The sequence below is a fragment of the Vagococcus lutrae genome (genome assembly GCF_003987555.1).
Classification (GTDB): domain Bacteria; phylum Bacillota; class Bacilli; order Lactobacillales; family Vagococcaceae; genus Vagococcus_A; species Vagococcus_A lutrae.
Map to the genome: position 1 here is coordinate 1 of NZ_NGJW01000007.1, position 26,272 is coordinate 26,272.

General features: G+C 38.6%; 27 protein-coding genes and 1 other annotated feature. Of the genes, 3 read left to right on the forward strand and 24 right to left on the reverse strand.

What is annotated here, in order from left to right; all coding sequences use genetic code 11:
- The coding region (locus tag CBF33_RS05915; RefSeq protein WP_148112234.1) for a transposase at positions 1-279 on the forward strand (279 nt) is incomplete at its 5' end.
- A 78-nt stretch (positions 280-357) separates the two neighbouring features.
- On the opposite strand, the gene CBF33_RS05920 is transcribed toward CBF33_RS05915, so the two are convergent.
- The 16 genes from CBF33_RS05920 to CBF33_RS05995 form a co-directional block, all read right to left on the reverse strand.
- Positions 358-1,005: a thiamine diphosphokinase gene (locus CBF33_RS05920; RefSeq protein WP_126762469.1), complete on the reverse strand. Its 648-nt coding sequence runs from the start codon at positions 1,003-1,005 to the stop codon at positions 358-360.
- Positions 1,005-1,658 carry a ribulose-phosphate 3-epimerase gene (rpe, locus tag CBF33_RS05925; protein WP_126762471.1) on the reverse strand — a complete coding sequence of 218 codons (654 nt, stop codon included), beginning with the start codon at positions 1,656-1,658 and terminating at the stop codon, positions 1,005-1,007. The genes CBF33_RS05920 and rpe overlap by 1 nt, the downstream gene beginning before the upstream one ends.
- Positions 1,659-1,673: 15 nt before the next feature.
- Positions 1,674-2,570, reverse strand: a complete 897-nt coding sequence (gene rsgA, locus CBF33_RS05930) for a ribosome small subunit-dependent GTPase A (protein ID WP_126762473.1) — start codon at positions 2,568-2,570, stop codon at positions 1,674-1,676.
- Positions 2,571-3,137 carry a TlpA family protein disulfide reductase gene (locus CBF33_RS05935; RefSeq protein ID WP_126762475.1) on the reverse strand — a complete coding sequence of 189 codons (567 nt, stop codon included), beginning with the start codon at positions 3,135-3,137 and terminating at the stop codon, positions 2,571-2,573.
- A gap of 10 nt (positions 3,138-3,147) precedes the next feature.
- Positions 3,148-3,822, reverse strand: a complete 675-nt coding sequence (locus CBF33_RS05940; protein WP_126762477.1) for a cytochrome c biogenesis CcdA family protein — start codon at positions 3,820-3,822, stop codon at positions 3,148-3,150.
- 115 nt (positions 3,823-3,937) lie between these two features.
- On the reverse strand, positions 3,938-5,764 hold the full coding sequence (pknB, locus tag CBF33_RS05945) for a Stk1 family PASTA domain-containing Ser/Thr kinase (protein WP_126762482.1): 1,827 nt from the start codon (positions 5,762-5,764) through the stop codon (positions 3,938-3,940).
- Complete coding sequence (locus CBF33_RS05950; protein WP_126762484.1) at positions 5,757-6,512, reverse strand: Stp1/IreP family PP2C-type Ser/Thr phosphatase; 756 nt, start codon at positions 6,510-6,512, stop codon at positions 5,757-5,759. Before CBF33_RS05950 ends, pknB begins: the two co-directional genes overlap by 8 nt.
- A 22-nt stretch (positions 6,513-6,534) precedes the next feature.
- On the reverse strand, positions 6,535-7,902 hold the full coding sequence (gene rsmB, locus CBF33_RS05955) for a 16S rRNA (cytosine(967)-C(5))-methyltransferase RsmB (RefSeq protein WP_126762486.1): 1,368 nt from the start codon (positions 7,900-7,902) through the stop codon (positions 6,535-6,537).
- Complete coding sequence (gene fmt, locus CBF33_RS05960) at positions 7,896-8,840, reverse strand: methionyl-tRNA formyltransferase (protein ID WP_126762488.1); 945 nt, start codon at positions 8,838-8,840, stop codon at positions 7,896-7,898. The genes rsmB and fmt overlap by 7 nt, the downstream gene beginning before the upstream one ends.
- Positions 8,833-9,327: a peptide deformylase gene (def, locus tag CBF33_RS05965; RefSeq protein ID WP_126762490.1), complete on the reverse strand. Its 495-nt coding sequence runs from the start codon at positions 9,325-9,327 to the stop codon at positions 8,833-8,835. The genes fmt and def overlap by 8 nt, the downstream gene beginning before the upstream one ends.
- A 16-nt stretch (positions 9,328-9,343) precedes the next feature.
- Positions 9,344-11,764 (reverse strand): primosomal protein N', encoded by a 2,421-nt coding sequence (gene priA, locus CBF33_RS05970; RefSeq protein ID WP_126762492.1) that lies wholly within the window; start codon positions 11,762-11,764, stop codon positions 9,344-9,346.
- 99 nt (positions 11,765-11,863) lie between these two features.
- A complete protein-coding gene (gene rpoZ / locus CBF33_RS05975; protein WP_126762494.1) occupies positions 11,864-12,163 on the reverse strand; it encodes a DNA-directed RNA polymerase subunit omega in 300 nt (99 codons plus the stop codon).
- A 4-nt stretch (positions 12,164-12,167) separates the two neighbouring features.
- A complete protein-coding gene (gene gmk, locus CBF33_RS05980) occupies positions 12,168-12,782 on the reverse strand; it encodes a guanylate kinase (RefSeq protein ID WP_126762496.1) in 615 nt (204 codons plus the stop codon).
- A 99-nt stretch (positions 12,783-12,881) separates the two neighbouring features.
- Entirely contained in the window at positions 12,882-13,760 is an 879-nt protein-coding gene (locus CBF33_RS05985; RefSeq protein ID WP_170167762.1) for a YicC/YloC family endoribonuclease, read from the reverse strand.
- A gap of 32 nt (positions 13,761-13,792) precedes the next feature.
- Positions 13,793-14,011, reverse strand: coding sequence for a YdbC family protein (locus CBF33_RS05990; protein WP_023606086.1), 219 nt, complete (start codon positions 14,009-14,011; stop codon positions 13,793-13,795).
- A gap of 21 nt (positions 14,012-14,032) precedes the next feature.
- Entirely contained in the window at positions 14,033-15,745 is a 1,713-nt protein-coding gene (locus CBF33_RS05995) for a patatin-like phospholipase family protein (RefSeq protein WP_126762500.1), read from the reverse strand.
- A gap of 100 nt (positions 15,746-15,845) precedes the next feature.
- Between CBF33_RS05995 and CBF33_RS06000 the strand changes: the two genes are divergently transcribed.
- Complete coding sequence (locus tag CBF33_RS06000; protein WP_126762502.1) at positions 15,846-16,208, forward strand: hypothetical protein; 363 nt, start codon at positions 15,846-15,848, stop codon at positions 16,206-16,208.
- Between the two features lie 27 nt (positions 16,209-16,235).
- Here the strand turns inward: CBF33_RS06000 and acpS are convergent, their stop codons facing one another.
- The 5 genes from acpS to CBF33_RS06025 form a co-directional block, all read right to left on the reverse strand.
- Positions 16,236-16,586 (reverse strand): holo-ACP synthase, encoded by a 351-nt coding sequence (acpS, locus tag CBF33_RS06005; RefSeq protein ID WP_023606083.1) that lies wholly within the window; start codon positions 16,584-16,586, stop codon positions 16,236-16,238.
- 83 nt (positions 16,587-16,669) lie between these two features.
- Positions 16,670-18,178, reverse strand: coding sequence for a degradosome RNA helicase CshA (gene cshA, locus CBF33_RS06010; protein ID WP_170167763.1), 1,509 nt, complete (start codon positions 18,176-18,178; stop codon positions 16,670-16,672).
- Positions 18,179-18,305: 127 nt separating this feature from the next.
- On the reverse strand, positions 18,306-19,682 hold the full coding sequence (locus tag CBF33_RS06015; RefSeq protein ID WP_126762506.1) for a UDP-N-acetylmuramoyl-tripeptide--D-alanyl-D-alanine ligase: 1,377 nt from the start codon (positions 19,680-19,682) through the stop codon (positions 18,306-18,308).
- A gap of 60 nt (positions 19,683-19,742) precedes the next feature.
- Positions 19,743-20,792, reverse strand: coding sequence for a D-alanine--D-alanine ligase (locus tag CBF33_RS06020; RefSeq protein ID WP_023606080.1), 1,050 nt, complete (start codon positions 20,790-20,792; stop codon positions 19,743-19,745).
- A gap of 78 nt (positions 20,793-20,870) precedes the next feature.
- Positions 20,871-21,650, reverse strand: a complete 780-nt coding sequence (locus tag CBF33_RS06025; RefSeq protein WP_126762508.1) for a hypothetical protein — start codon at positions 21,648-21,650, stop codon at positions 20,871-20,873.
- 211 nt (positions 21,651-21,861) lie between these two features.
- Between CBF33_RS06025 and CBF33_RS06030 the strand changes: the two genes are divergently transcribed.
- A complete protein-coding gene (locus CBF33_RS06030; RefSeq protein ID WP_126762510.1) occupies positions 21,862-22,569 on the forward strand; it encodes a class A sortase in 708 nt (235 codons plus the stop codon).
- A 36-nt stretch (positions 22,570-22,605) separates the two neighbouring features.
- Here CBF33_RS06030 and CBF33_RS06035 read toward each other — a convergent pair whose 3' ends face one another.
- From CBF33_RS06035 to leuS, 3 genes are read right to left on the reverse strand one after another with little or no spacing between them, the layout of a single operon-like run.
- On the reverse strand, positions 22,606-23,070 hold the full coding sequence (locus CBF33_RS06035; protein WP_126762512.1) for a low molecular weight protein-tyrosine-phosphatase: 465 nt from the start codon (positions 23,068-23,070) through the stop codon (positions 22,606-22,608).
- Positions 23,067-23,513 carry a YaiI/YqxD family protein gene (locus CBF33_RS06040; RefSeq protein WP_126762514.1) on the reverse strand — a complete coding sequence of 149 codons (447 nt, stop codon included), beginning with the start codon at positions 23,511-23,513 and terminating at the stop codon, positions 23,067-23,069. The genes CBF33_RS06035 and CBF33_RS06040 overlap by 4 nt, the downstream gene beginning before the upstream one ends.
- 54 nt (positions 23,514-23,567) lie before the next feature.
- Positions 23,568-25,979, reverse strand: coding sequence for a leucine--tRNA ligase (gene leuS, locus CBF33_RS06045; protein ID WP_126762516.1), 2,412 nt, complete (start codon positions 25,977-25,979; stop codon positions 23,568-23,570).
- 52 nt (positions 25,980-26,031) lie between these two features.
- Positions 26,032-26,242: a binding site (T-box leader), on the reverse strand.
- Positions 26,243-26,272: the final 30 nt, after the last annotated feature.

Below are 26,272 nucleotides of genomic sequence, written 5' to 3' on the forward strand. Positions count from 1 at the left end.
ATTATGGATGCTTTCAGAAGCAAAAATCACGTGTCATTTATCCAACAACTAAAAGAACTACCTGAAACATTAGATTCAGAATTTCGTAAGAAACTTCAAAACCTTTTAAACTATGAAGAAGGGATTCGTAATTCCCTCATATATCCCTATTCAAACGGTAAGATTGAAGCTAAAAACACACATATTAAAACCTTAAAACGGGTATCCTATGGATTTAAATCATTTGAGAACATGAAATTAAGAATATTCATGATGAATCGCCTTATTGAAGTAAAATAAAAAAGATGAATGGAACGAGTTCCACTCATCTTTCGACTTCATTTTGACTCATCAGTCCTATTTGACAAAGAGCCCTTTTTAATCTTTACTTTGAATGACGGCCATTATTCCCGTTTCAAATGAGAACGTCGCCTTATTTGATAAAAATTCATTACTTGCAAAACTCATCGGATACGAAACATCATACTCTTCCAACTCATATTTAACTTCTTCTAATGTTAATTTAGCTACGGGTGTTAAGCAGACAAAAGCTAAATACTTTTTATCTTGCTCTTTCTCAATAACGTGCCTTCCTGGATGAAAATACGTAATCGTGTTTTGTGCATCTCGCATCTCGATTCGTTCTAAAAAAGGACGAAAACGTGGCTCTAAAGGCATCCATAGATTTGCTAAAAAGTGATCTAATCGACCTCCTGTCATTCCTACCAGTGTAATCGTTTGTTCCGGATATTCGTTTAACGCAATCGTTAAAGCAAGTTGCGTGTCCGTCTCATCTTTTTCAGGTGGTGCCGTCCGTATATCTGAGACGATTTGACTAACCTGTTGAAATTCTTCCGCTGATAACGAATCAAAATCTCCCACAGCCACATGTGGTGTGATACCTTTTTCTAGTAAATGCAATGTTCCACGGTCAACGCCAATCCACGTCACCGTTTCTTCTTTAAAAGCAAACAGATTCGGCCAATTAACCGAACCTGCTCCACCTACAATGACTATTCGCGTCATTATTCTGACACCGCTTCTCTTAATTTAGCTAACTGACCCTTTGGATTTTCATGATTATATACATAAGATCCAGCGACGAAAACATCTGCGCCTGCTTTAGCACAAAGACGTGCTGTGTCGGGCTGTATCCCCCCGTCGACTTCAATTTCATAATGATAACCGTGTTGCTCGCGCAATATAGCCAGTTCTTCAATTTTACCTAGTGTATTCTCAATAAACGATTGTCCGCCAAACCCTGGATTAACCGTCATGACTAAAACTAAATCAACCATTTCCAAAACATGAGCTATCGCTGATACAGGGGTACCGGGATTTATGACCACACCGGCTTTAACGCCTTCATTTTTAATCATCTGAATACCACGATGTAAATGAGGTGTACTTTCTTGATGTATGACGATAATATCCGCGCCTGCTTTGGCAAAATCAGGAATAAAACGTTCTGGTTGAACAATCATCAAATGAACGTCTAATGGTAATTTTGTAACTGGGCGTAAGGCAGCTACAATGTTCGGTCCTAGTGTAATATTAGGAACAAATTGTCCATCCATCACATCAATATGAATATAATCCGCGCCACCTGCTTCCACTAGTTTCACATCACGTTCTAAATTCGCAAAATCCGCACTTAAAATAGAAGGTGCAAGTTTCATCTCTTCACGTCCTTTTTATTTTTTTCGATGATAAATTGGTTTACGTTCTTCAATTTCTTTTAAAAATTGTAAATAGTTTTCATAACGACTCGTCGCTATATCACCTATTTCCACTAAATGTTTCACTTCGCACTTGGGTTCTGCCACGTGCAAACACCCGCGAAATTGGCAGTAATCACTGGCCGCACGCATTTCTACAAATTGCTGACTTAGTTCAACCGCCTCAATCTCTTTAAAGTCGATAGAACTAAATCCAGGCGTATCCCCTACCAGACCACCTGCAAGTGGATGTAATTCCACATGACGTGTCGTATGGCGTCCTCTGCCTAATGATTGTGATATTTCACCTGTTTTTAAATCGAGCTCAGGTGATAGCTTGTTTAAAAGTGTACTCTTGCCTGCACCCGTCTGCCCCATAAAAACGGTTACCTTTTCTTTAAACAATGATGATAAATTAGCTAAGCAAGTTTGATCTGACTCTCGTTCTGGAATCATTACCTGGTAGCCCATTCGTTCATATATACTCATCGTTTGACGAAGTGATTCATATTCTTCTGGAGTGAGTAAATCTATTTTCGTTAAATAAATAATCGGCGTGATTTTTTCATACTCGACCGTTACTAAAAAGCGATCTAATAGATTTAGAGATAAGGCAGGTTCTGTCGCACTCATGATTAAAACCGCTTGGTCAACATTCGCTATCGCCGGTCGCCTTAACTCTGTTTTTCGTGGTAACACTTCCATTAAATAACCTTCTGACTGTTCTTCAGCTTGAAATTTAACCCGGTCGCCAACGAGTGGGGTGATACTTTTTTTACGGAAATTCCCTCTTGCACGAGTCTGATAAGTTTCTCCATTTGAGTAGACGTAATAGAAGCCACTCAATGCTTTTCTAATCTGTCCTTCTTTCAATTAGTCACTTCCCTCATTTAGTAATGCAGTGATACCTTCTGTTAGAACTTTCTCCTCCATCATACCATTTTGTTCAAAAATAATCTCACCTTTTTTATTGATAAATAGTGTTCTTGGAATCGACGTCAGGCCGTAAGCTTTAGAGGCTTCACCGTTAGCTTCGTGAAATACTGGCATCGTATAGTTGTTCTCATCAATAAACTGACGAGCTGACTGCTGCGTTTCGCCGTTAAAACCAAGAATATTGACCATCACAAACTGGACATCTTCATGTTTTTCAAAACTTTGTTGAAAAGTAGGCATTTCATAGACGCATGGTGGACAAGTACTAGCCCAAAAATTTAGTACGACAGGTTTTTCCCCGATAAAATCTTCCAAGTTTACTACTCCCCCTTCAAATTTTAACATATTAAAATTGGGGGCTGGACGGGCTTCTACTGACTCATCTTGTATAACTTCCTCTTCAACGATGCTTGGGGTAACCTCTTCACCTAACTTTTGATACACCACTGTACCTGCAACTAACAATACTGCTAAAATACTTCCAAAAATAATTGTTTTCTTCATTTCTATCTCCTTATAATAACCATAATTGTAGTTTTGTCATAAATCCTGTCATCATTAAAATACCTAGTATTATCAAAATAATGCCCGAAACACGATTGATGATGTCATAGTTAGCTTTTATTTTATTAAACAACGGCTTTAGACTATCCATAAAAAAGGCGCTTAGCATAAAGGGTAAGCCCAATCCGAAAGAATAACTGACTAGCATTAAGGCTCCTTTTAATGCGGTTCCTTGATGGGAAGCAAGACTTAGAGCAGACCCTAAAAACACACCTAAACATGGACTCCATGCCAGTGAGAAGACTATCCCAAACAGGTAATATGATAAAAGGGTATCTGGTTGTTGCTTTGTTTGCGAAGTCGACCGTCCTTTAAATATTTTTCCCCACTCTTCAGGTATCACACCTAAAAAATAAAGACCAGCGTACACTACAAACCCGCCTGTTAATAACTGAATAGCCAGTCGATAGCGAACGAAAAGACTCCCTATCCATCCTGCAAAAACACCCATGGACACAAATATCGTCGTAAATCCTAAAACAAAAGCGAGCGTTCGATAAAACAAAAGACGAAACGATTTTTGTTCACCGCCCAAAAAATAAACAAGATATATTGGTAACAACGGCAATATACACGGTGATATAAATGTAATAAGCCCTTCTAAAAACGATAAGATGTAATACATGATATTCTCCTTTTTAATCTATACTAAATTTGAGTATAGCATAGCTCAATTTAATACAAAAATAAAAAAACCGTATTTCACAAAGTACTACCCTTTGTAAAATACAGTCTATTAATTACGATTCTTTACTATCTGTTGTTTTATTTTCATCAGGTTTATTCTTTTTATTATCTTTTTCTGATGAGTCTGTGGTTGTATTGCCTTCAGGTTCAGGCGCTTCTGTTTCTACTGTCGCTTCGGTCGTTTCTGGTTGCGGTGCTGGTCCTAAAGATACGACTAGATTAATATGATCACCTTTATCAACCATTCTTCCCGAAGGTGGAAATTGAGTAATAATATACCCAGCAGGGACACTATCATGATATTCACGTTCCACTTCATAAGTTAAGTCTTTCTCTTCTAAATAGCTTTCAGCATCCATTTGGCTGTAAGAAGTCAAATCACGTAATTTAAAGCCTTTGACGCCTTTACTAATAATAAACTCAATCTTATCTTTTTCTGGAGATAGTGTGGAACCTCCAGCAGGGTTTTGTGAGATAATCATGCCTACTTCAACATCACTATTTTCTTCTTCTTTTACTTTTATATTACGACGCTTAAATCCTAAATCTAATAATGTCTTTTCTACATCCGTAAAGCGCAAGCCTTCATAGTCGTCAATTTCAATCTTATCAGGGCCTTTACTAATGATTAGTGTCACTTCACTACCTTTTTTAGCTTTAGCATTACCACGTGGACTTGTTTCTACAACCAAACCTTCTTCGATTTGATCATCGTATGTTTCTTCGCGGTCGGCGGCGACTTTAAATTGTTTTTCAGTTAACACTTTTTCCGCCTCTTCTACGGTCATATTAGTTGTATCCGGCACAGTTATGCTTGAAGGACGTACAAATGCTAGGAATAATAGAATTCCTATCACTACTACCGTTAAGAAAGCGAGGAACCACCATTTTCCTTTGCCTTTTTTAACTGGCACTTCTTCCTCTTGTTCAGTCGTAACGGGCTCTTGAGGTTCTTCTATCACTGCTGCAACAGGTTCTGGCTCAGCGGGTAACGGGGTTAACACCTTTGTCTCTTCAATCATTGCTTGCGGTTCAAAGCGTGGCTCATTTTCCCGTAATGGCGATAATGATGTCGAAATATCTCGTGCCATTTCTTCAGCAGAGACATAGCGATCTGTCGCTTCTTTCGCAGTCGCATGTAAAATAACATTTTCAAGTGCTTGTGGAATAGCTGGATTTAATTCTCGAACGGAAGGAATCTCCGTTTGAAAATGTTTCAAAGCAATCGAAACAGCTGATTCACCTTCAAAAGGTACTTTCCCACTTAGTAGCTCAAATAATATCACACCCAAGGCATAGATATCCGATTGACGTGTCGCCATACTTCCACGAGCTTGTTCGGGCGACAAATAATGAACAGACCCTAATAATGTATTCGTTTGAGTAAGCGATGTTTCTGATAAAGCAATCGCAATACCAAAGTCTGCAATTTTAACATTTCCAAATTCATCAATTAATATGTTTTGCGGCTTTAAATCGCGATGAATAATCCGGTGCTGATGAGCAAGTGAAATGGCCGATAAGATTTGTTCCATAATGGTCACAACCATCTCTAACGGAATCGGGTAGTGATTCTTAATATATTGCTTTAAATCCGTCCCCTTAACATATTCCATAACTAAATATTGTAAGCCGTCTTCTTCTCCTACGTCATAAACACTGACAATATTCGGATGAACTAACTCGGATGAAGCTAACGCTTCTCTTTGGAAACGACGAATTGCTGCTTGGTCATTTTGAAAGTCAAAACGTAAAACTTTCACAGCAACTTCACGATCTAGTATCGGATCATAAGCTAAAAATACATTTGCCATACCGCCACTACCGATATTCCCTATAACCTTATAACGGCCATTAATCTTCGAACCAATATCAATCACGTGCTTCATCCTCCTTTTCCGAAATTTCTATTAACAGTGCGGTAATATTATCCGTACCGCCCGCCTCGTTCGCTTTTTCAATCAACTGCTGCACGATTTCTTCAGGCAACAACGGTTGAGTAATCACTGTTAATAACTCATCATCGCTTAACATATTCGTTAAACCGTCTGAGCATAGTAATACCTTATCACCAATTTCTGTTTCAATCGTCGTTACATCAACTTCTACCACTCCAGGAATCCCTAACGAACGTACTAACACGTTTTTTCGCGGATGGCTTTTAGCCATTTCAGGTGTTAATTCCCCCGATTTGACTAATTCATTCACTAAAGAATGGTCTTCTGTTAATTGTCGTAACCCTGATTGTCTGATTAAATACGAACGACTATCACCAACATGTGCTAAAACAAGTTTGCGATTCGTTAACAGAACCGTGGCAACAATCGTTGTCCCCATCCCCATCTTCGACGCGTCACTTTGACCTCGCTCATATATGACTTCATTTTCTTTTTGAATGACTTGTAATAACCATTGAATAATCGCTTCTTCATCGTGTAAAGCTGTTGATTCCCACAATGAGCCAATATCAGCTACAGCTTGTTGACTAGCGATGTCACCAGCTTGATGTCCACCCATACCGTCAGCTACGATAGCTAATTTTAACTCTTTTAAATTTTCAAAAATACCTACTGCATCTTGATTACTCTTACGCCTCTGTCCAATATCTGTCTGATATCCGATTTTCATTCTTACACCTCTTTGCGTCTTCTTAACTTATCCGTTGTAAACAACTAATAAAAAAACCATCCGTGTTAAAATGATGTGGATAAAGCGTCACACCATAATCTGAGTGGTCATTTACAAAATCCGTTCCCTCTACTGGAATAGCTTTAAAGTTAGGATTTCGTTCTAAAAACAAACGGACCACTTCTTCGTTTTCTTCTGATAAAATTGTACACGTACTGTAAGTTATTATACCCCACTCTTTCACTTTTTGCGAAACACTTTCAAGTATTTCTAACTGAATACTCGGGAGTCGTTCAAAGTCCTCTGGTCGCTTATGATAGCGAATATCTGGTTTTCTTCGCAGTAGTCCTAAACCTGAACACGGCGCATCCACTAAAATGCGGTCAAATGACGCATCTGAAAAAACAGTCTTAACCTCTCTTGCGTCCATCTTTTGAGTCTTGACAACATCGGTCACATTCATACGCTTGGCATTTTGGTCAATGAGCTTCACTTTATGGGCGTGAATATCTAAAGCCGTCACTTGTCCTCCTTGCTTAGCGTCGAGATATTGCGCAATATGTGTCGTCTTGCCACCCGGAGCGGCACAAGCATCTAGCACTTGGTGTTGTGGTTCAATTTGCATACTCGGTGCGACTAACATGGAACTTTCATCTTGTATAGTTAACTGACCCGAACGAAACATCTCGCTTCCAGCTAAAAACCCTTTACTTCCCACGATTCCAAAAGGAGATACCTCACTTGCTTGTACGTCATAACCAGCTGTTTTTAATTGTTCAAGCACTTCTTCTCGCGTGAGCTCACGAGCAGTCACACGTGCGCTGACCGAGCTAGGTTCTAACAGCGACAATCCTAGTTCACGCGTTTCTTTTTCGCCGATTTGTTCACATAGTTTTTCCACTAACCATACTGGCAAACTGACTTCTATCGATAATCGCTCGATTGGATTTTCGATGTTTTCAATAGCAGGAACTCCTTGACGTTGAATCGTGCGTAAAACACCATTCACAAACTTACCAATCCCCGCATTTCCTTTTATCTTAGCAATTTCAACTGCCTCATTGACACTTCCATGATCGGGTACTCTATCTAAGTAAACCATTTGATATAAAGTCAAGCGTAGTAACTGACGCACCCAATTATCCAATTTTTTCGCTTTTTTTACAAAAGGCGCTAAAAAATAATCCAGTGTCAATTGACGACTTAATGTCCCATAAACGATTTCCGTCATAAGACGGGCGTCTTGTGGGGTTAATTCGCCTTCTCGAATGACTTGGTCAACTAATAAATTAGAATAAGATTGTTGTTCCGACACTTTAACCAAGAGTTCTAACGCCGCGAACCGAGGATTGTTTTTAGCTGTTTTTTTCTTTCTTGATGCACTTACCATGTCAATTGATCTCCTTCATTCAGTTGACGACCAACACCATTTAAAAAGTTCACAGCTGACATCTTAGCTTTCCCAGCAGGTTGTAATGTCAGCACCTCATAGACTGTTCCGCCCCCACATGCAACTTCAAAACTTTTTTTATTTATTGTCACAATTGTGCCTGGCTTAGCGTTCGTTTTTTTCTCTAACGGTTGCCCCTGATAAATTTTCACGCGTTGTTCTTGCCATAACGTATGTGCAACTGGCCACGGATGCATCCCCCGAACTTTCCAATCCACTTGTTCCGCTGTTTTATCCCACGAAATCCGCTCTAATTCTCGACTAATATTTGGTGAGAAAGTGGCATCGTCTTCTTTTTGAGGCGTCGGTGTAATCGTGTTCGTTAAAATCATCGGTAATGTTTCTAACAACAAGTCTTTTCCTAATACACTCAAACGGTCAAATAATGTCCCTACATCATCTGTGTCCTTAATTTCTAACTTAGCTTGGGTTAAAATATCGCCAGCATCCATTTTTTTCACCATTCGCATAATGGTGACACCTGTTTCTTTTTCACCATTCATCAAAGCATAGTGAACAGGCGCACCACCACGATATTTTGGTAACAATGATGCGTGAACGTTAACCGAACCAAACTCCGGTGCATATAATAATTTTTCAGGCAAAAATTGCCCGAAAGCCGCTGTTACAATAATATCTGGGTCTAAGTCTAAGACTTGCTGCATTTCTTCGCTTCCCGAGATTTTTTCAGGCTGTAAAACTGGAATCCCAAGTTCAACGGCTGCCTCTTTAACTGGAGGAGGCGTCAATACTTTCTTCCGTCCAACAGGTCGATCTGGTTGTGTGACAACCGCTTTTATTTCATACTCATTTTCAATCAATCCTTTTAAGATAGGGACTGAAAAAGCAGGTGTTCCCATAAATACTACACTAGTCATTTCTTCTTCCCTCCATATAGTCTTCTAAATCTTCTTCTGCAATTCGTTCTATCATCTTATCAATAAACAAAATGCCATTTAAATGGTCAATTTCATGTTGAATCGCTCGCGCAAAATAATCATCCGCTTCTAACTCATACTCGTCACCTTCACGGTCGAAATACCGCACGACAATCGTTTCATACCGTTTAACCGTTCCATACTGATGTGGTAAACTTAGGCAACCTTCCACATCAATATTTTCTCCTTCATGAAAAATGATTTCTGGATTAATTAGCTCTAACACATCATCCTCAGGGTCTAACTGGACAATCGCTACACGAATATTTTTACCAATTTGTGGCGCAGCTAGTCCTATCCCATCATGTGCATCCATGGTGCGCTTCATTCTATCAAGCATTTGAATTAACTCATCAGAAATCACGCCTACTTCTTGTGAAGGACGTGTTAATTTTTGATTCGGGTGAATCACTATCGGATAACTCATTTATTTCCCTCTTTTTCTATATAAAATGCATCGGTTCAACGTCGATACTTAACAGTAATCCACGCCTCATGTCCGCTTGACTTTCTTCCATAATTGTTTTTAAAACAGATGACAGCATGGGCTCATGCTTGTACTTAATCACCAGTTGATAATAATAACGTTTGTTGACACGCATGATGGCACTTGGCGTCGGACCTAAGATAATCACATTTTGTGACAAGTTTTCTTTTAAATAAGACGCCACTTCAAACATCTTTTTAGCAGCTTCTCTTTCTTCCGTATGACTTGCAACAATTTGAACGGTATAAAAATACGGAGGGTAGTTACCCTGATGTCTTGCTTGCATCTCATATCGATAAAATGTTTCGTAGCTTTGTTTTTTGACCAACTGAATCGCATAGTGCTGTGGATTAAAACTTTGAATCATCACTTTTCCACTCTTTGCTCCTCGACCAGCCCGTCCGCTGACTTGCGTTAAGAGCTGATAGGTCTTTTCACTTGCACGAAAATCAGGCAGATTTAAAGACGTATCAGCATTTAAGACACCTACCAGTGTCACATTAGGAAAATCAAGTCCTTTAGCAATCATTTGCGTACCTAATAGAATATCTGCTTTATGCTGTTCAAACTGTTCTAATAAACGGCGATGTGCACCTTTTCTACGTGTCGTATCAACATCCATACGTAAAATATTCGCCGTTGGTAATAACTCATGTAATTCTTCCTCGACTTTTTGCGTCCCCGTTCCATAGTATCGTATCTTATCACTGCGACACTGTGGACATTGATGAGGAATTGCCTCTTCATGTCCGCAATAATGACATTTCATCCGCTTAACATCCATATGGAGTGTCAGTGAAATATCACAGTTTGGACATGGCAGCACATAACCACAGTCGCGACACATCATAAACGATGAATACCCACGACGATTTAGAAGAAGGACGATTTGTTCTTGCTTAGCCAAACGGATATTAATTTCATCCAAAAGTGGTGCGGAGAAAGTCTGCATATTGCCAATCGTTGCTACTTTCGTCATATCAATGATTTCAATATCTGGTAGCGTTGCTGCTTGCACCGCGCGTTCAGATAACACAAGTAATTGATAGACGTCTTTCTGCGCCCTAGCACGCGATTCAAGCGAAGGAGTAGCACTTCCTAAAACGACTGGACAATGATGATAGGCAGCACGCCAACGTGCAATATCACGAGCGTGATAGCGTGGGTTGTCATCTTGTTTATAGGTCGTTTCATGTTCTTCATCTAAAATAATTAATCCGATATTTTCTAATGGAGCAAAAACAGCAGAACGTGCGCCCACCACGACACGTGCTTCACCTTCTTCGATTTTACGCCATTCATCATATTTTTCTCCGTCTGATAAACCACTGTGCAAGACCGCTACTTGTTCACCAAAACGTGCTTTGAATCGTTGCGTCATCTGGGGGGTAAGAGCAATTTCAGGGACTAACATCATCGCCGTCCGTTGCTCGTTTAATACATAGGCAATACTTTGTAAATAAACTTCCGTTTTCCCACTACCCGTTACACCTTGTAATAAAAAAGTAGGATTGTTTTTTTGAGCGACTGCCTCAGTAATTTTCCTGTAAGCCTGTTCTTGCTCACCATTCAGTTTTTGAGGTACATCCCTTTGAACCTCTATATCTGCAAAAGGATCCCTTCTAACTTCTACTTCCACTATTTCAAGCCAGCCTTTTTTCTCGCCAGTCTTAATTGTCGCCGGTGTAATACCTGCTTTTTCACGCGCCTTTTGATACGTCACACACTCTGAAGATTGTTGTAAAATGTTTAATAATGCTAATTGTTGCTGTGCATTTTTTCGTAGACTCTCTCGCTCTTCTTCAATTTGTTCAAACGTTAAACGCGATTTAAATGCTTTTTTCGTCTTCGCTTTATTTCGCTTGCTCACTTCGTAATGAACGGCAATTTTCCCTGATTTTTTTAAGTCTAACAGATAAGGTAACGTCCCTTCAGCTTCTGCTTCTTCCCAAGCTAAATAATCTTTCCCTTTAAATATTTCGTACAACGTTCTTTCATCTACTTCATCTACCAATACGAGATATTTAGCATAATCCGCTCGCATCACACGTGGTAACATTGTTTGAAAACAGGTGATTTTAAATGAGAACGTCTTGCGTTGCATATAATCGCCTAGTGCCAATAGCTCAGAATTTAAGACAGGGTGTAAATCCATTGGGGCGATGATTTCTTTTAGATTATCAGTCTGATTTTCTCCCGTTGGCGTAACTATCTCAACAATAAACCCTTGAATACGTCTTTCACCACGCCCAAAAGGAACCACCACACGCATGCCGACTTCTAGCACATTCGACAAAAGAGCTGGGATTTTATAACTATATGGAATATCCGTCTGCATGGTTGGAACATCTACCACTACTTGTGCGATTCGCTCCATCTTCTCACACCCCTTCTTCCTTTTCTATTCTACTAGAAACTAAATAACTTGTCTTCTTAAAGGAAAAAACAGAACGACATCACTGCCGCTCTGTTTGGATTAGTTTTCTTCTCTAATTTTTGCTTCAATAATTTCGCGTTCGCGTGTGCGCTCAGCTGCTTCTAATTCTTCTTTTTGACGGATAAGTTCACGTTTTAATTCAGGATTTGGATCAACTACCACATCTCCTGCATCAATTTCTTCCAGTGCTTGTCCCACTCGTTTAACAGAGTAAAACTCTTCTTTCATCGGTGTCGCACCTGCTTCTAATTCGTGCGCGCGTTTACTTGCTAAAATAACTAATGAATATTTAGAATCGACTTTTTTTAACAATGAGTCAATCGATGGTTTTAACATCATAAGACTACAACTCCTTTAACATGTTTTTATAACGTTCTACAACACGGTCTACTCGACAGTGTTCGCTTTCAATAATATGTTTAATTCTTTCAACCGCTTTGTCGACTTGGTCATTTACGACAGCATAATCATAGTGACTCATCATCTCAATTTCTTCGCGTGCTACGCTCATCCGTTTGTCAATCACAGTCATTTCATCTGTCCCACGATTAACAATTCGGGACTTTAACTCGGCCAAATCAGGTGGGGTTAAGAAAATAAAAATGCCTTCAGGTACTTTTTCTTTTACTTTCATCGCACCTAACACTTCAATCTCAAGGAAGACATCATATCCTTCATCTAGTGTTTTATTCACATAGTCTAGAGGCGTGCCATAATAGTTGCCTACGTACTCTGCATACTCTAACATTTCCCCAGCAGCTATTTTTTCCTCAAACTCTTCTCTTGTTCGGAAAAAATAATCGACACCTTCTTGTTCACCTTGACGCATTTGACGTGTCGTCATTGAAACAGAATATTTTAACTCTGTTCCTTCACTTTCAAATAATGCTTTTCTAACCGTCCCTTTTCCGACTCCTGAAGGTCCAGATAATATAAATAACAAGCCTCTTTCTGACATATCGCTTACCCTTTCACTTTTCAATACTTATCTAATAATTTTACGCTATATAGATAAACAGTTCAAGTCTTTTTTAGTGTTTGTTTTAATCAATAGCTGTTATTCTATATTTTGAATTTGCTCACGCAGTTTTTCTAATTCTGTTTTTAATTGAACGACAAGATTTTTTATTGCTAAATCTCTTGATTTAGACCCAATCGTATTGATTTCACGATTCATTTCTTGAATGGTAAAATCAGCTTCTCGTCCAATCGCTTCTTCTGATTGAAACAACGTTGCCAACTGTTCACTATGACTTTCTAAACGTGTCAGCTCTTCCGTGATGTCCCCTTTTTCTAAAATCAGGGCGACTTCGGTCAAAATTCGTGAATCATCTAGTTGTTCACCGACTAACTCTTGTAGCTTTTCTGTTAAACGCGACTGCCAATCTGATTCAATTGCTTCTTGTTGCGTCGCTACAAGCTCTAATAATTCATTTAAACGGGATAAATGCTCATCTAGCACGGCTTGCAAATAAGTGCCTTCGGTTTCTCGGGTGTTGATTAATTTATCCAATCCCTCTTCAAAAGCGGTTAATAATTCTTCTTCATACTCTTGCCAAGATATTTCGGGATTTTTTACATTTAAAAACAAATCGTGCTGCAACAAAGTACGCATTAGCACTTCTTGCTCGAGTGAAGTCGGATGTACTGTTAACTTTGTCGCCATTTCTTGAAGCAATTGATGATATAACTCCCAATTCAATACGACTTCTTGTTGCAGCGTGTCTGTTTCTTGATACTGAATGTAACACTCTACTCTACCACGTGTTATTTTACTGCGAACGAGCTTTTTCAAGGCGGGTTCGATAAATAACCAATCCTTTGGCAAACGAAAAACAGTATCAAGAAAGCGATGATTGACCGACTTCAATTCAAACGTCAATGCAACGTCCTGTATCGTAACTTGATGTTGCGCATATCCTGTCATACTTTTCATATTGAGCAAGGCCTCCTTCATATAGAACTCACTTACATTTGATTTAACGTTTCTTTTAATATAGCTATCTCTTCATTTGAAAGAGAAATACCTTTCCCCATTTTCTGATGATCGGCAGACCAATCGCGAATGTCAAACTTAGGTGGTGCGTCGTTCCAACTAACTAAGTTTAATTCTCTTTTCCAACCCTTTGACCGCTCGGATAAAACTGCGATTGTTTCCATAATTTCAAAATTAAATTCTCTTGACATGAATCATTCTCCTTTATTTTATCATTGTAAGCTCCATACAAGACAGGCGATTAAAAACGTATCCGACTGTATAAGCAACCCCATTTCAAGCCAATCTTTTTGCCAATTCTCTTGACGAAAACGCGTCAACCATCTTGCTACCTGAGCTTCTTCACTCATTGCAGATTTTTTCTGACGATAATGCGTTAACCATTCTGGTAAAGAGTACAACCCTGCCGGCGCATTCCTTGACGTTTCTTGTGACAAACGCGCTAACAACATTTGGCAAAATGATTCCACTGAATAATAGGTAGTCGGGTCTAGTCCGTATAACCTCCCTGTCAGTTCTAAAATAACCCAGCCTAGATTATAAGCGGAAACCTTGCTCATATATACTATACGTAAACGTTCATATACAATATGCATTTTTTTGCTTGATAATCGTTCCACTGGAATAAATGTTTTTATCTTTCTGACTAATTCGCGATTCATTTGCAAGTATTCTTCTGACAACACTTCCACATCGAAGGTATACCAAAATCCCGCTTTTTTTTCAATCACACGTTTCAATTCAAGATAGCCTAATTGTTGATTCCATTTCGCTCGTCTTGTATCAAATAGTAACATATTTCCCAATAACCACGGACTTTTCAATACTATAGGAGTTATGGTTAGCGGTACGTCGTATTTTTTCGTCACACCCGGTCCTTTTACATCGATGACAAAAAGCTGATTCGCTCCTTCTTTAACTGCAATATCAACAGGGATATTGTTTCGATAACCACCATCAACATAGTATTCCCCATCGATTTGATGAGGTGCCAAAGCTGGAAAGAAAGAAGCTGAAGCTAACAACCAATCTACTCTTTTTTCAGAATCACAAGCGTTAAGATGAACGACTCTTTCTTGCATTGTCAGCAAATGTGTCGCTGTCAGCCAAAGAGACGGTTTTCCACACGTTAAGCGTTTATGATTTAATAATCCTTTGACATATTGATATAGTGGCTCGGTTGAAATGCCTTGGTTCAATACAGCTTTCGTTGCCATCGTTTTCATCCCGTCCAAAAGATTCGAAATATCAGACATCTCTTCTGCTGGTAGCATTGAAATGTCAAAAACATCGGTTGTTTCAATCTGATGCCACATCGCCTGTGCTTTTTCCCAATCATTCTGAACCATTAAAGCCCCATTTAACGCTCCGACTGAAGCACCTGTAACGATATCATAGGTGAGCTTATTCTCCCTAAAATATTGCCAAATACCTAATTGATAGGCTCCGCGAGCGCCCCCACCTCCAAGAACCATCGCCGTTTTTGTTCTGCTTACATGACGAACACATACGACTCCTTCCGTATCATTCACAACCTCATCAAATAATCGTTCACTATCCACCAAAACATTTTTTAAATACATTTGATAACATGTGATATTAAAATAACGAAAAATCCCATCTATTCGGTCAAGCCATTCAGGCAACGAGGCACTAGCGTGAGAATGATTTGGTTGATAAAGACAATCCGTTACTATTGCGACGTTTCCTTTTCGTTCAAAAGACAGAAATAATAAACAATTATGATTATAACTTATTAAATAGGAAGATTGATTTGCATTTGGCTTTCGATACTGTTGCAGGGCTTCTGACCGTGCTTTTTCACGATAGCCCCTGATTGGAAATAATTCATTAGCTTGATTAGAAAATTTCACAAACTCATGATATGAATAAAAATGAAGTGGTTCAATCACATTATATTTCATGTCACACACCTTCTTCCTAATCCGTATTGAAAGTTTGACTTTTACTCCTCAACTTAGGTATAATTACCTTAAAGTTGTCATGAAGAACGGAGGGGAAATAATGGAAAATCAAAAAAAGAAACATACAATTAAATCGTTCACTAAGATTATAACGGATACGTCTCAACGTTTTTTGGCTTCTTTTTTAGATGATTCCTACAAGCCAAAACAAGAGCTTGAAAAAATTCGTTTCCAACTAAGACAGGCAGCTTCTCACAACCAATTTGTCGTGTTGCAAGTAGCTGAGTCAGCTGATCCAACAGCAGATTTTGAAACTTTTTACGGAAAGTTAAAATTACTTCCAACTCATCAAGATATGGTTGTCCTATATCCTCAAGGAAGCCAACAAATTAAAATGATTCCGATTCATCATATAAAAAAAATCACGACATCAAAACCTAGTTCTCAAACATTAGCAAATTAAAGCAACTGATTGACTCAGTTGCTTTTTTTATTTTTCTAATATGACGTAGGCGATGGCTTGCATTTCACTATGAGAAAGAGAGATGTGGACACGACCGGCATGTGGAGAGAAGGCAACATACGGCCGACCATTTGCTTCGTTTAATACTTCAATATCTTGAAAGGTTAGTTTGCCTATCCCCGTCCCCCATGCTTTAGAAAATGCCTCTTTAGCGGCAAAACGTCCGGCTAGATATTCTACTTGATGGCGACCTTTCTTTTGCTCAAAACATCGATACTCCTCAGGCGTCAATACTTTTTGTACAAAACGTGGCGACTCCTTTATTATTTTTTCCATACGATAAAGTTCAACCAAATCCACACCAATTCCAACAATCATCTTTTCACCTACATTCATTTACTGTTTTTATTGTACCATAACTATAAAAAAACAGGATAGTCTCGCTATCCTGTTCAAACGGTTTATTTATTCTTCGTGCGAATCACAAAATCACGTTTACTTTTATCTTTGCTGTGGCCTTTGCCTTTGTTATCATAACGCTTTTTGCCATTGCCGCCTTTGTTATTACGACGGTCATTATAACGTCCACCGCGTTTTTGACCACCTTTTCCACGTTGGCCTCCGCCACCTTTATTGTTGCGACGGTTTTGTGGTAAAGGACGCTCTGGGGTAATTTTAACAGGCGCTTCTGAAGCATCGTCTTTTGTGATTGTTTTTAATAATAACGCCACTAAATCTTCTGCTTCATATTGCTCTAATAAATCTGTGGCTGTTTTTTGATAATGATCTAAGCCATTTTTTTGTAATTCATCTTGAATAGTATTGACAGCTATTCCCAATTGCCCTTGAATAGCTTCTTGTTGCGTAGGTGGGCGTAAAGGTGACATTTTGCGTTTAGTTAAGTCTTCAATAACACGCAAGTAGCCCATCTCATTTGGTGTAACAAATGTCACAGACATACCGTCATTACCTGCTCGGCCAGTTCGACCAATACGGTGAACGTAGCTTTCTGGATCTTGGGGAATATCAAAGTTATACACATGTGTCACACCTGAGATATCTAAACCACGTGCTGCAACGTCTGTAGCCACTAAGACATCAATTGACCCATTTTTAAAACCTCTTAAAACACTCATTCGTTTTTGTTGCGTTAAATCGCCATGGATTCCTTCTGCACGGTAACCGCGAATTTCTAAGCCACGTGATAATTCATCCACACGACGTTTTGTACGAGCAAAGACGATAGTCAATTCAGGTGCTTGTACGTCAAAGAAACGCGTCATAATGTCAAATTTTTCAAAGTCTTTACAACGAACATAGTATTGGTCAATAAGACTCGCTGTCATTTCTTTAGCTTTGATTTTGATATGTTCTGGGTCTTTCATGAATTTAACCCCAATATCTTTAATGCTTTTTGGCATAGTTGCTGAAAACAGTAAAGTTTGGCGTTCAGCTGGTGTCTTGCTAATAATTGCTTCAATATCTTCTAAGAAGCCCATATTAAGCATTTCATCTGCTTCATCTAATACTAATGTTTCAATGTTACCAAGTTTTAACGTACGACGGTTAATATGGTCTAACAAACGACCTGGTGTCCCCACAACAATATGTGGGCGCTCTTTCAAGCTACGAATTTGACGGCCGATATCCGCGCCACCGTATACAACTTGAACTTTCACTTTTTTGTCACGACCTAAACGATATAGCTCTTCTTGAGTTTGAATAGCTAACTCACGTGTCGGTGCGATGACTAAGCCTTGTACTTCTTTTGCTGACGTATCTATTTTTTGTAACATAGGCAACCCAAATGCTGCTGTTTTACCAGTTCCCGTTTGCGCCTGTCCAATCACGTCTTTACCTTCTAATGCCAATGGAATCGTGCCTTCTTGGATAGGTGTTGCTTCTTCAAATCCTGCGCGTTGAACTGCTTCTAACAGCTCAGGTATTAAACCTAAATCTTTAAATTTCAAATAAGATCCTCCTAATTTGTCTCTCTTCATCTATGTTATTTATCATGGAAACAATTTACACTTTTCTTGTGATGTCCACATCTTTTTAATTTTAACATATTTCATAACACATAACAAACAAAATCCGTTATTTACTGGAAATTTTCTCTACTATTTTCACAAGCCCCATACTATTGCTACCCTTTAGCACGAGGATGTCTTCTGGCTTCACTAAGTCATGTAAGTAGTCGATAATCAGCTCTTCATTTCCTTTTTCCACATGATAAACAACTAAATCAGCGTTTTGTTGTAGCAATTTTGTATGTAAATTTTTCATTAGCTCTCCATATAAAATCACAATTTGGTACGGTTCTAGATATGGGGCAATACTTTGATGTAGCTCAGCCGATGTATCCCCAAGCTCTCCCATATCTGCTAAAACGGCTATTTTTTTTCCTTGATTTTCTACACGTGCAATCGTTTCTAATACTAACTTCATCGCAGTCGGATTAGCATTATACACATCACTAAACATTTGTGCACCGTTCCATGTCGTTAACCACTCCGAGCGGCTTTGTGTTAATTCTGTTCGTGCTAGTCCTTCACTTATTTGATTGATAGAGAGACCAAATTTCAAACCGATAATAATTGCAATCAACGCATTTTTTACATTGTAATCTCCTACAAATGGAATCGTAAACACTTGATTAGAAAGAGAAGAAACCGTAAAACGTGTTTCTTGTTGACTACGTTCGATAATTGTCGCTTGATAAATAGCAAGTTCAGTGAAACCAAATGTCGTCACTGTTTGAGGAATATTCTGTACATGAGGGGCTAAAAGCGGCTCGTCAGCGGGAATAATCAGTTCTCCTTGTTCCGAGAGGCCTGCGAGTATTTCAGCTTTGGCTTTAGCAATCCCTGCGCGACTTCCTAAAAATTCTAAATGTGATTCTCCAATCATCGTGATAGCTGCGACATCTGGCGTTGCTAAACGACTTAAAAACTCAATCTCACCAGCATGATCCATTCCCATTTCAAGAACCAACACTTCCGTTGCACTGGACATATGTAAAATCGTATACGGCAAGCCAATATCATTATTAAAGTTCCCTTGTGTTTTATAGGTCGCAAAGCGTTGCGATAGAACAGCTTCGGTCATATCTTTTGTCGACGTTTTGCCATTACTACCTGTAATGGCTACTACTTTCGGATGAACTTTGTTTAAATAAAACACCGCTAGTTCTTGAAATGCCCCTAAAACATCTGGCACTTCAATGACAATCAGCTCTTCTGGAAAAGAATCATGCTTACGTCCTGCTTCCCACAAAGTTGCAGCTGCTCCTTGATTTTTTGCCGCTTGAATAAACTCATGTCCATCACGTTGTCCCTTTAATGGAATAAACAAGCTATTTTTAGTGATTTTACGTGAATCAAACTCGATTGTCTCAATATCGACTTGATTGTCGTATCCGTGTATCATTTGACCTTGAGTTGCTTTTATAATTTCTTGGATAGATAACATCATTTTTTTCCTTTCTTTTCACAAAAAACTGAGACAAATGTCATCATCTGTCTCAGTCTTGTTCTATTGATGCGTAATAGATAATCGTTGTTTAGCTTGATGACGCATTAATCCCAGTTGAATTAATTCTTCTATCAAGTCACCATACTTCAATCCCATTTCTTGCCATAACAATGGATACATACTAAATGGCGTGAAACCTGGCATAGTATTTAATTCATTTAAGAACAAGTCGTGATTATTCGTTAAGAAAAAGTCACAACGGCTTAATCCACTACCATCTAAAGCTAAATATGCTTTTTCAGCATAAGCACGTGCTTGCTCGTGAATTTCTTCTGGGATATCCGCTGGAATTTGTAACGTCACATCATTGTTAATATATTTTGCATCATAATCATAAAAATCGACCGTTTTGACAATTTCTCCCGCTAAAGTTGTTCGGACTTCTTCGTTACCCAATACGGCAATTTCAATTTCACGTGCTTCAATCCCTTGCTCTACCACGACGCGATGATCATACTGAAGCGCTAAATCAATCGACGCCTTCAATTCTTCTTGATTTTCTGCTTTACTAATTCCTACACTTGAACCTAAGTTTGCAGGTTTTACAAACATTGGATAGACAAGCGACCCTTCACAATGACGGAAAACTTCTTCTTGGTCTTTACGCCAATCATTTTTCGTTACAGCGACAAACGGTAACTGTGGGATTCCGATCTGTTGTAATACTAATTTTGTCATTATCTTATCCATTGCGCAAGCGCTCGCTAAAACTCCGGCTCCAACATAAGGCATATTTAATGTTTCTAACATTCCTTGAATTTTTCCATCTTCGCCATTCGGCCCATGTAACATTGGAAAAACAAGTGTGTCTTCTTCCACTAAATCACAAAACGATATGGTCTCAGCATTATCAACTGTTAAATGCAAATCTTCTTCTAATTTAGGTGCTTCAGTTAGGAGTGGTCCTTTCAACAATTGCCCCTCTCGTGTGATATAAACTAATTGTACTTGGTAATAATTGTAATAGAATGCTTGTAACATTGAATAAGCAGTTAAAATTGAAATTTCATGTTCTGCGCTTTGTCCACCATATAGTGCAATTATTTTCAAGGTTTATTTCCTCCTCTATTATCAAAATCTCTTATATTATAGCAAGTTTCGAGTAAAAAAAACAAGCTTATTTCCATTCTAAGCTTGTTTTAAACTCGAAAGTGACTCCCATTCTTCTTCTGTTAAAATCCAGCAACCATCTCGGTCGTCATATTCAAGCATACCAATCTGATCATCTTTTTCAAAGCGTTGATAATCAACTAATTGAACTTGATCTTCCACGACATAAATCGGTATCTTATATTTTCCTTGATAAAATTCAGGTTGTGAAAAATCAAAAACAACGCCTTCTTGTAAAATTCGTTTCATATCTTTTAATAAATCTGTCGGCATACGATTGATTGTTTTAGGCTTTTTAAAGAATAGACGTCTTTCTTGTCGTTTTTCAGTAACTTGTTTAATGAGTTTTTGTTCTAAAATATAGTAAAAATCATCCAAATGACGATAGTATATTTTACTAACATGATTTGGTTTTTCAAAATAAACATAGTTATTCTGCAACTTGTAGAAAAAGGGTGAATGTAGTTGAGTACCCATGTGTCCAAAATATAGCAACTCGGCAATTTCCATGGGAGTAAGCTGTGTCACTAAGCTAATATCTTTATAATCAATCCACTTTACTAAACGATGAGATTGTTCTTTTTGTAACATAAAATAACGCTTTATATCTTTTTCACCGCGAATGATTTTTAACCCTGTATGACGCTCATACTCGCCTTCGACCGCTTGGGGGTCTAACAGTAAAATATTCTCAGGATACAGCGACATATTTTTTTCAAAATCATCCATTGTAATACCTTTGGATGTGACGGCATTACTAATTGTGTCTAAATGAACATAAATTCTTTGGGAACCCACTTTTTTCACCTCGCTTCACTTTACCTTATATATACCATTCTACATCATTTTTTTCAAAAAGGACCAATTTTTTGTTTAAGTTTTTATTACATTCCTTTATAAAACGCTTCCAAAAGACATCAATTTGTAACAATTCTAAAAAAGCCACTTGATTAGTCTTTTTTGATACACTATGCTAGAATACAAACGATAAAACTTTTAGGAGAGTCATATGAAAAAGAAAAAATCTATAAAAAATAGTTTAATCAATCTGTTTTTATTTCTAATGTTATTAGTTGGTTTGGCACTTGTTTTTAATGAGCCGATTAAAACATTCCTTTTAAAACAACGTAGTAATCAATATCGCGTTTCAGATATTACCAAAGACCAAATAGCAGAAAATAAAAAAAAGGAAACGACCTTTGATTTTGATGCCGTAGAAGCTGCGGATTTAGAGAGTGTTTTACGCGGTACTTTTTCTGACGAAGATTTATACGTACTTGGTGGCATTGCCATTCCTAGTGTTTCCATTAATCTTCCGATTTACAAAGGACTTTCCGATGCGGCGATAACTTTTGGTGCTGGTACGATGACACCCGAACAGGAAATGGGAGAAGGAAACTATTCATTGGCCAGTCATCATATGATTAATCCTGAAATCTTATTCGGCCCTCTCGTCAATATCCAATTAGGCGCTCCCATGTATTTAACCGACTTAGAGTATATCTATGAATACACTGTCACGTATAAAGAGTACGTGGCGCCAACGCGTGTTGATTTATTAGACATTGTCCCTGACAAAACGTTGCTAACATTAATCACCTGCGATTATACTGGAGCTAACCGCCTTGCCGTGCAAGGGGAACTTGCCAAAAAGACACCTATCAAAGAAGCTTCACCTGAAATCGCCGATGCCTTTGGCTTGTCAATCAATCGTTAAAAAGAAGCGTTCCGTCAACGGAACGCTTCTTTTATTTTACTCATTTTCCCATTCATCTAACCACCGATTCGTTGTCTTATCTAAAAGTTGATACGTTTCATCAAAATCTCCCGTGTAATAAGGATCGGGTACTTCTGAAACTGACTGATTATCTAAAACTGACAAATATAAATGAATTTTATCATGTGTCTGTAAAGGCGCCATTCGCTTCAAATCTTTAATATTTTGCTTATCCATTCCCAAGATTATATCGTATGTTTCAAAGTCTTCAGACTTGATTTGTTCAGAGAAAATCCCGCTATCATCAATCTGATACTCCGCAAGTTTTTTACGCGTTCCTGCGTGTGGCGCCTGACCGACGTTCCAATTAGACGTCGCACGTGAAGAAACTTCAATTTTGTCGTTCAGACCACGCTCTTCAATCCGATGCCGTAACATTGCTTCAGCCATAGGTGACCGACAAATATTACCTAAACAAACAATTAATACTTTTTTTGTCATGTTATCCCTCTTTTTAAATAATTTTCAAACTGTTCACAAAAATGCTCACGATCTTGCCTTGTAAATTTCTTTGGGCCTTTCGTTCGTTGTCCTGCTTGACGTTGTTGTTGATGATGGTAACGCTGCATAAGTAAAAAATCGATTGTTTCTTTATGGTACTGCTTGCCAGAATGATGAAAAACAGCGACATCATGCGCAAGTGCTAAGGAAGCTAAACCATAATCTTGCGTAATCAAACAATCGCCAGCCTTGGCTAAAGACATGACTTTATAGTCTGCTGCGTCATTGCCACGCTCAACGTACGACACTTTAACATGGGCAGGATAAACCTCTGTCGTATAATGGTCGAAAGAAGCTACGATTAACACTTGCTGATTATACTTGCTCGCAAGTTTGATCACTTCTTTTTTAACCGGACACGCGTCACCATCAATAATAATCATATGCTCTCCTTTTAAAAAAGAAAGCGTAAGATTTAACTTACGCTTTCGATTGCTTTAATTTGCTACGATATTAACGAGTTTATTTGGTACTGCGATAATTTTACGAATCGTTTTCCCTTCAATTTGGGCTTGAATTGTTTCATTAGCTAAAGCCAATTCTTCCAATTCTTTTTGAGACGTATCTCGCGCAACCATCATACGTTCGCGTACTTTTCCGTTAATCTGAATGACGATTTCAAGCGTATCTTCTATCAAATGATGCTCATCATATTCTGGCCAAGGAACATAGGTTATACTTCCTTCATTTCCTAAACGTGACCATAGCTCTTCTCCAATATGAGGTGCAACAGGAGCTAACAATTGAACAAACCCGTTCATGTATTCGATTGGTAACGCTTCTTGCTTATTCGCTTCATTGACAAACACCATCAATTGCGAAATAGCCGTGTTGAAATGCATCACTTCATAATCTTCTGTCACTTTTTTCACAGTTTGATGATAAACTTTCGTTAATTTACCGTCATTAAATGTGGTAATGCGGTCGCGTAGTTTTCCTTCTTCATCAATCATCAAGCGCCATACACGGTCTAAGAACTTACGACTACCTTCTAGACCTTTTTCACTCCAAGCAATGGAAGCATCTAAAGGTCCCATAAACATTTCATATAGACGAAGTGTATCAGCACCGTATTTATTGACAACGTCATCCGGGTTCACGACATTCCCTTTAGATTTAGACATTTTTTCATTGTTGTTTCCTAAAATCATCCCTTGGTTAAACAAGCGTTGGAATGGTTCTTTCGTATGAACTACACCGATATCATACAAGAATTTATGCCAGAAACGAGCATATAATAAGTGAAGAACCGCATGTTCAGCTCCCCCGATATACATATCAATTGGTAGCCAGAATTTTAGTTTTTCTGGGTCAGCAATTTGTTCCGTATTATGTGGGTCGATAAAACGTAAATAGTACCAAGAACTTCCCGCCCATTGTGGCATAGTATTCGTTTCGCGACGACCTTTCATCCCTGTTTCTGGGTCCACTACATTCACCCAGTCTTCAATATTAGCTAATGGCGATTCGCCCGTTCCACTTGGATGAATATCCGTAGCAATCGGTAGCTCTAATGGTAGCTCTTCTTCTGGCACGGTGGTAGTAGTGCCGTCTTCCCAATGAATCACTGGAATCGGTTCACCCCAGTAACGCTGACGAGAGAATAACCAATCACGTAAACGATAATTCACTTCTTTATGACCGATTTCTTTTTCCTCTAACCAACCTAGCATTTTTTCAATTGCCGCTTCTTGTTCTAAGCCATTTAAGAAGTCAGAGTTAATATGCGCGCCATCTCCCGTGTAGGCTTCTTCTGAAACATCGGCATCTACAACTGGAATTATTGGTAAATCAAATGTTTTGGCAAATTCATAGTCACGTTGATCGTGAGCGGGTACTGCCATAATAGCGCCTGTTCCATACGTTGCAAGCACATAATCGGCAATCCAAATTGGCATTTTTTCGCCATTAGCAGGGTTAATCGCATAGGCTCCAGTAAAGACACCTGTTTTTTCTTTTGAAAGTTCAGTACGAAGTAAGTCTGATTTTTTCTCAGTTTCTTTGATATATGCCGCAACTGCGTCACGTTGTTCAGGCGTTGTAATTTTTTGTACGAGCTCTAATTCCGGTGCTAATACAGCGTAGGTTGAGCCAAACAAAGTATCTGGACGTGTCGTAAATACTGTAAATGTCTCATCTGTTCCTTCTATTTCAAAGCGAACCTTCGCCCCTTCTGAGCGACCAATCCAGTGACGTTGCATTTCTTTAATATTCTCTGGCCAATCTACTAAGTCTAAATCATCAATTAAACGATCAGCATAGGCTGTGATTTTTAACATCCATTGTTTCATCGGCACGCGATAAACAGGGTGACTGCCACGCTCGGATAGACCGTCAATCACTTCTTCATTCGCTAATACAGTACCTAGCGCTGGACACCAGTTAACTGCGACTTCCGCTTCATAAGCTAAGCCTTTTTCAAAAAGCTTGGTAAAAATCCATTGCGTCCATTTGTAATATTCTGGATCAGTAGTGTTAATTTCACGATCCCAGTCATAACTAAATCCTAATGAGTTAATTTGACGACGAAATGTTTCAATATTTTGTGCTGTAAACTCTGCGGGGTCATTTCCTGTATCTAGCGCATATTGTTCGGCAGGCAAGCCAAAAGCATCCCACCCCATAGGATGTAAAACATTATAGCCTTGACTTCGTTTCATACGAGATAAAATATCCGTAGCAGTATAACCTTCAGGATGTCCTACGTGTAATCCTTCTCCTGATGGGTAAGGAAACATATCCAACGCATAAAATGTTGGTTTATCAGGATCCTCTGTTGTCTTAAATTGATGCGTGTCTCGCCAAAAATCTTGCCATTTTTTTTCCATCTCCAAATGTTGATAACTCATGTAACTCCTCCTTTATGATAATAAAAAAGCCCTATAAGAGTAAGAGTTACTCTTATAGGACGTTCGTTTCGACGTGGTACCACCTAATTTTTCATCTATCACACTACAATAGATGACTCTCAGCATATAACGTTGCTAAACGAATCAGTCTTATCAACTGACTATCTCCAAGGTAAGTTCAAAGATTTCTTACTATGCATTTTCACCGACCATGCACTCTCTGAAAGAAGGCCTCTTTTACTACTCCTCTTCATCGTAAATGTATTATATCAGAGCTTTTAACTTGTTGCAAA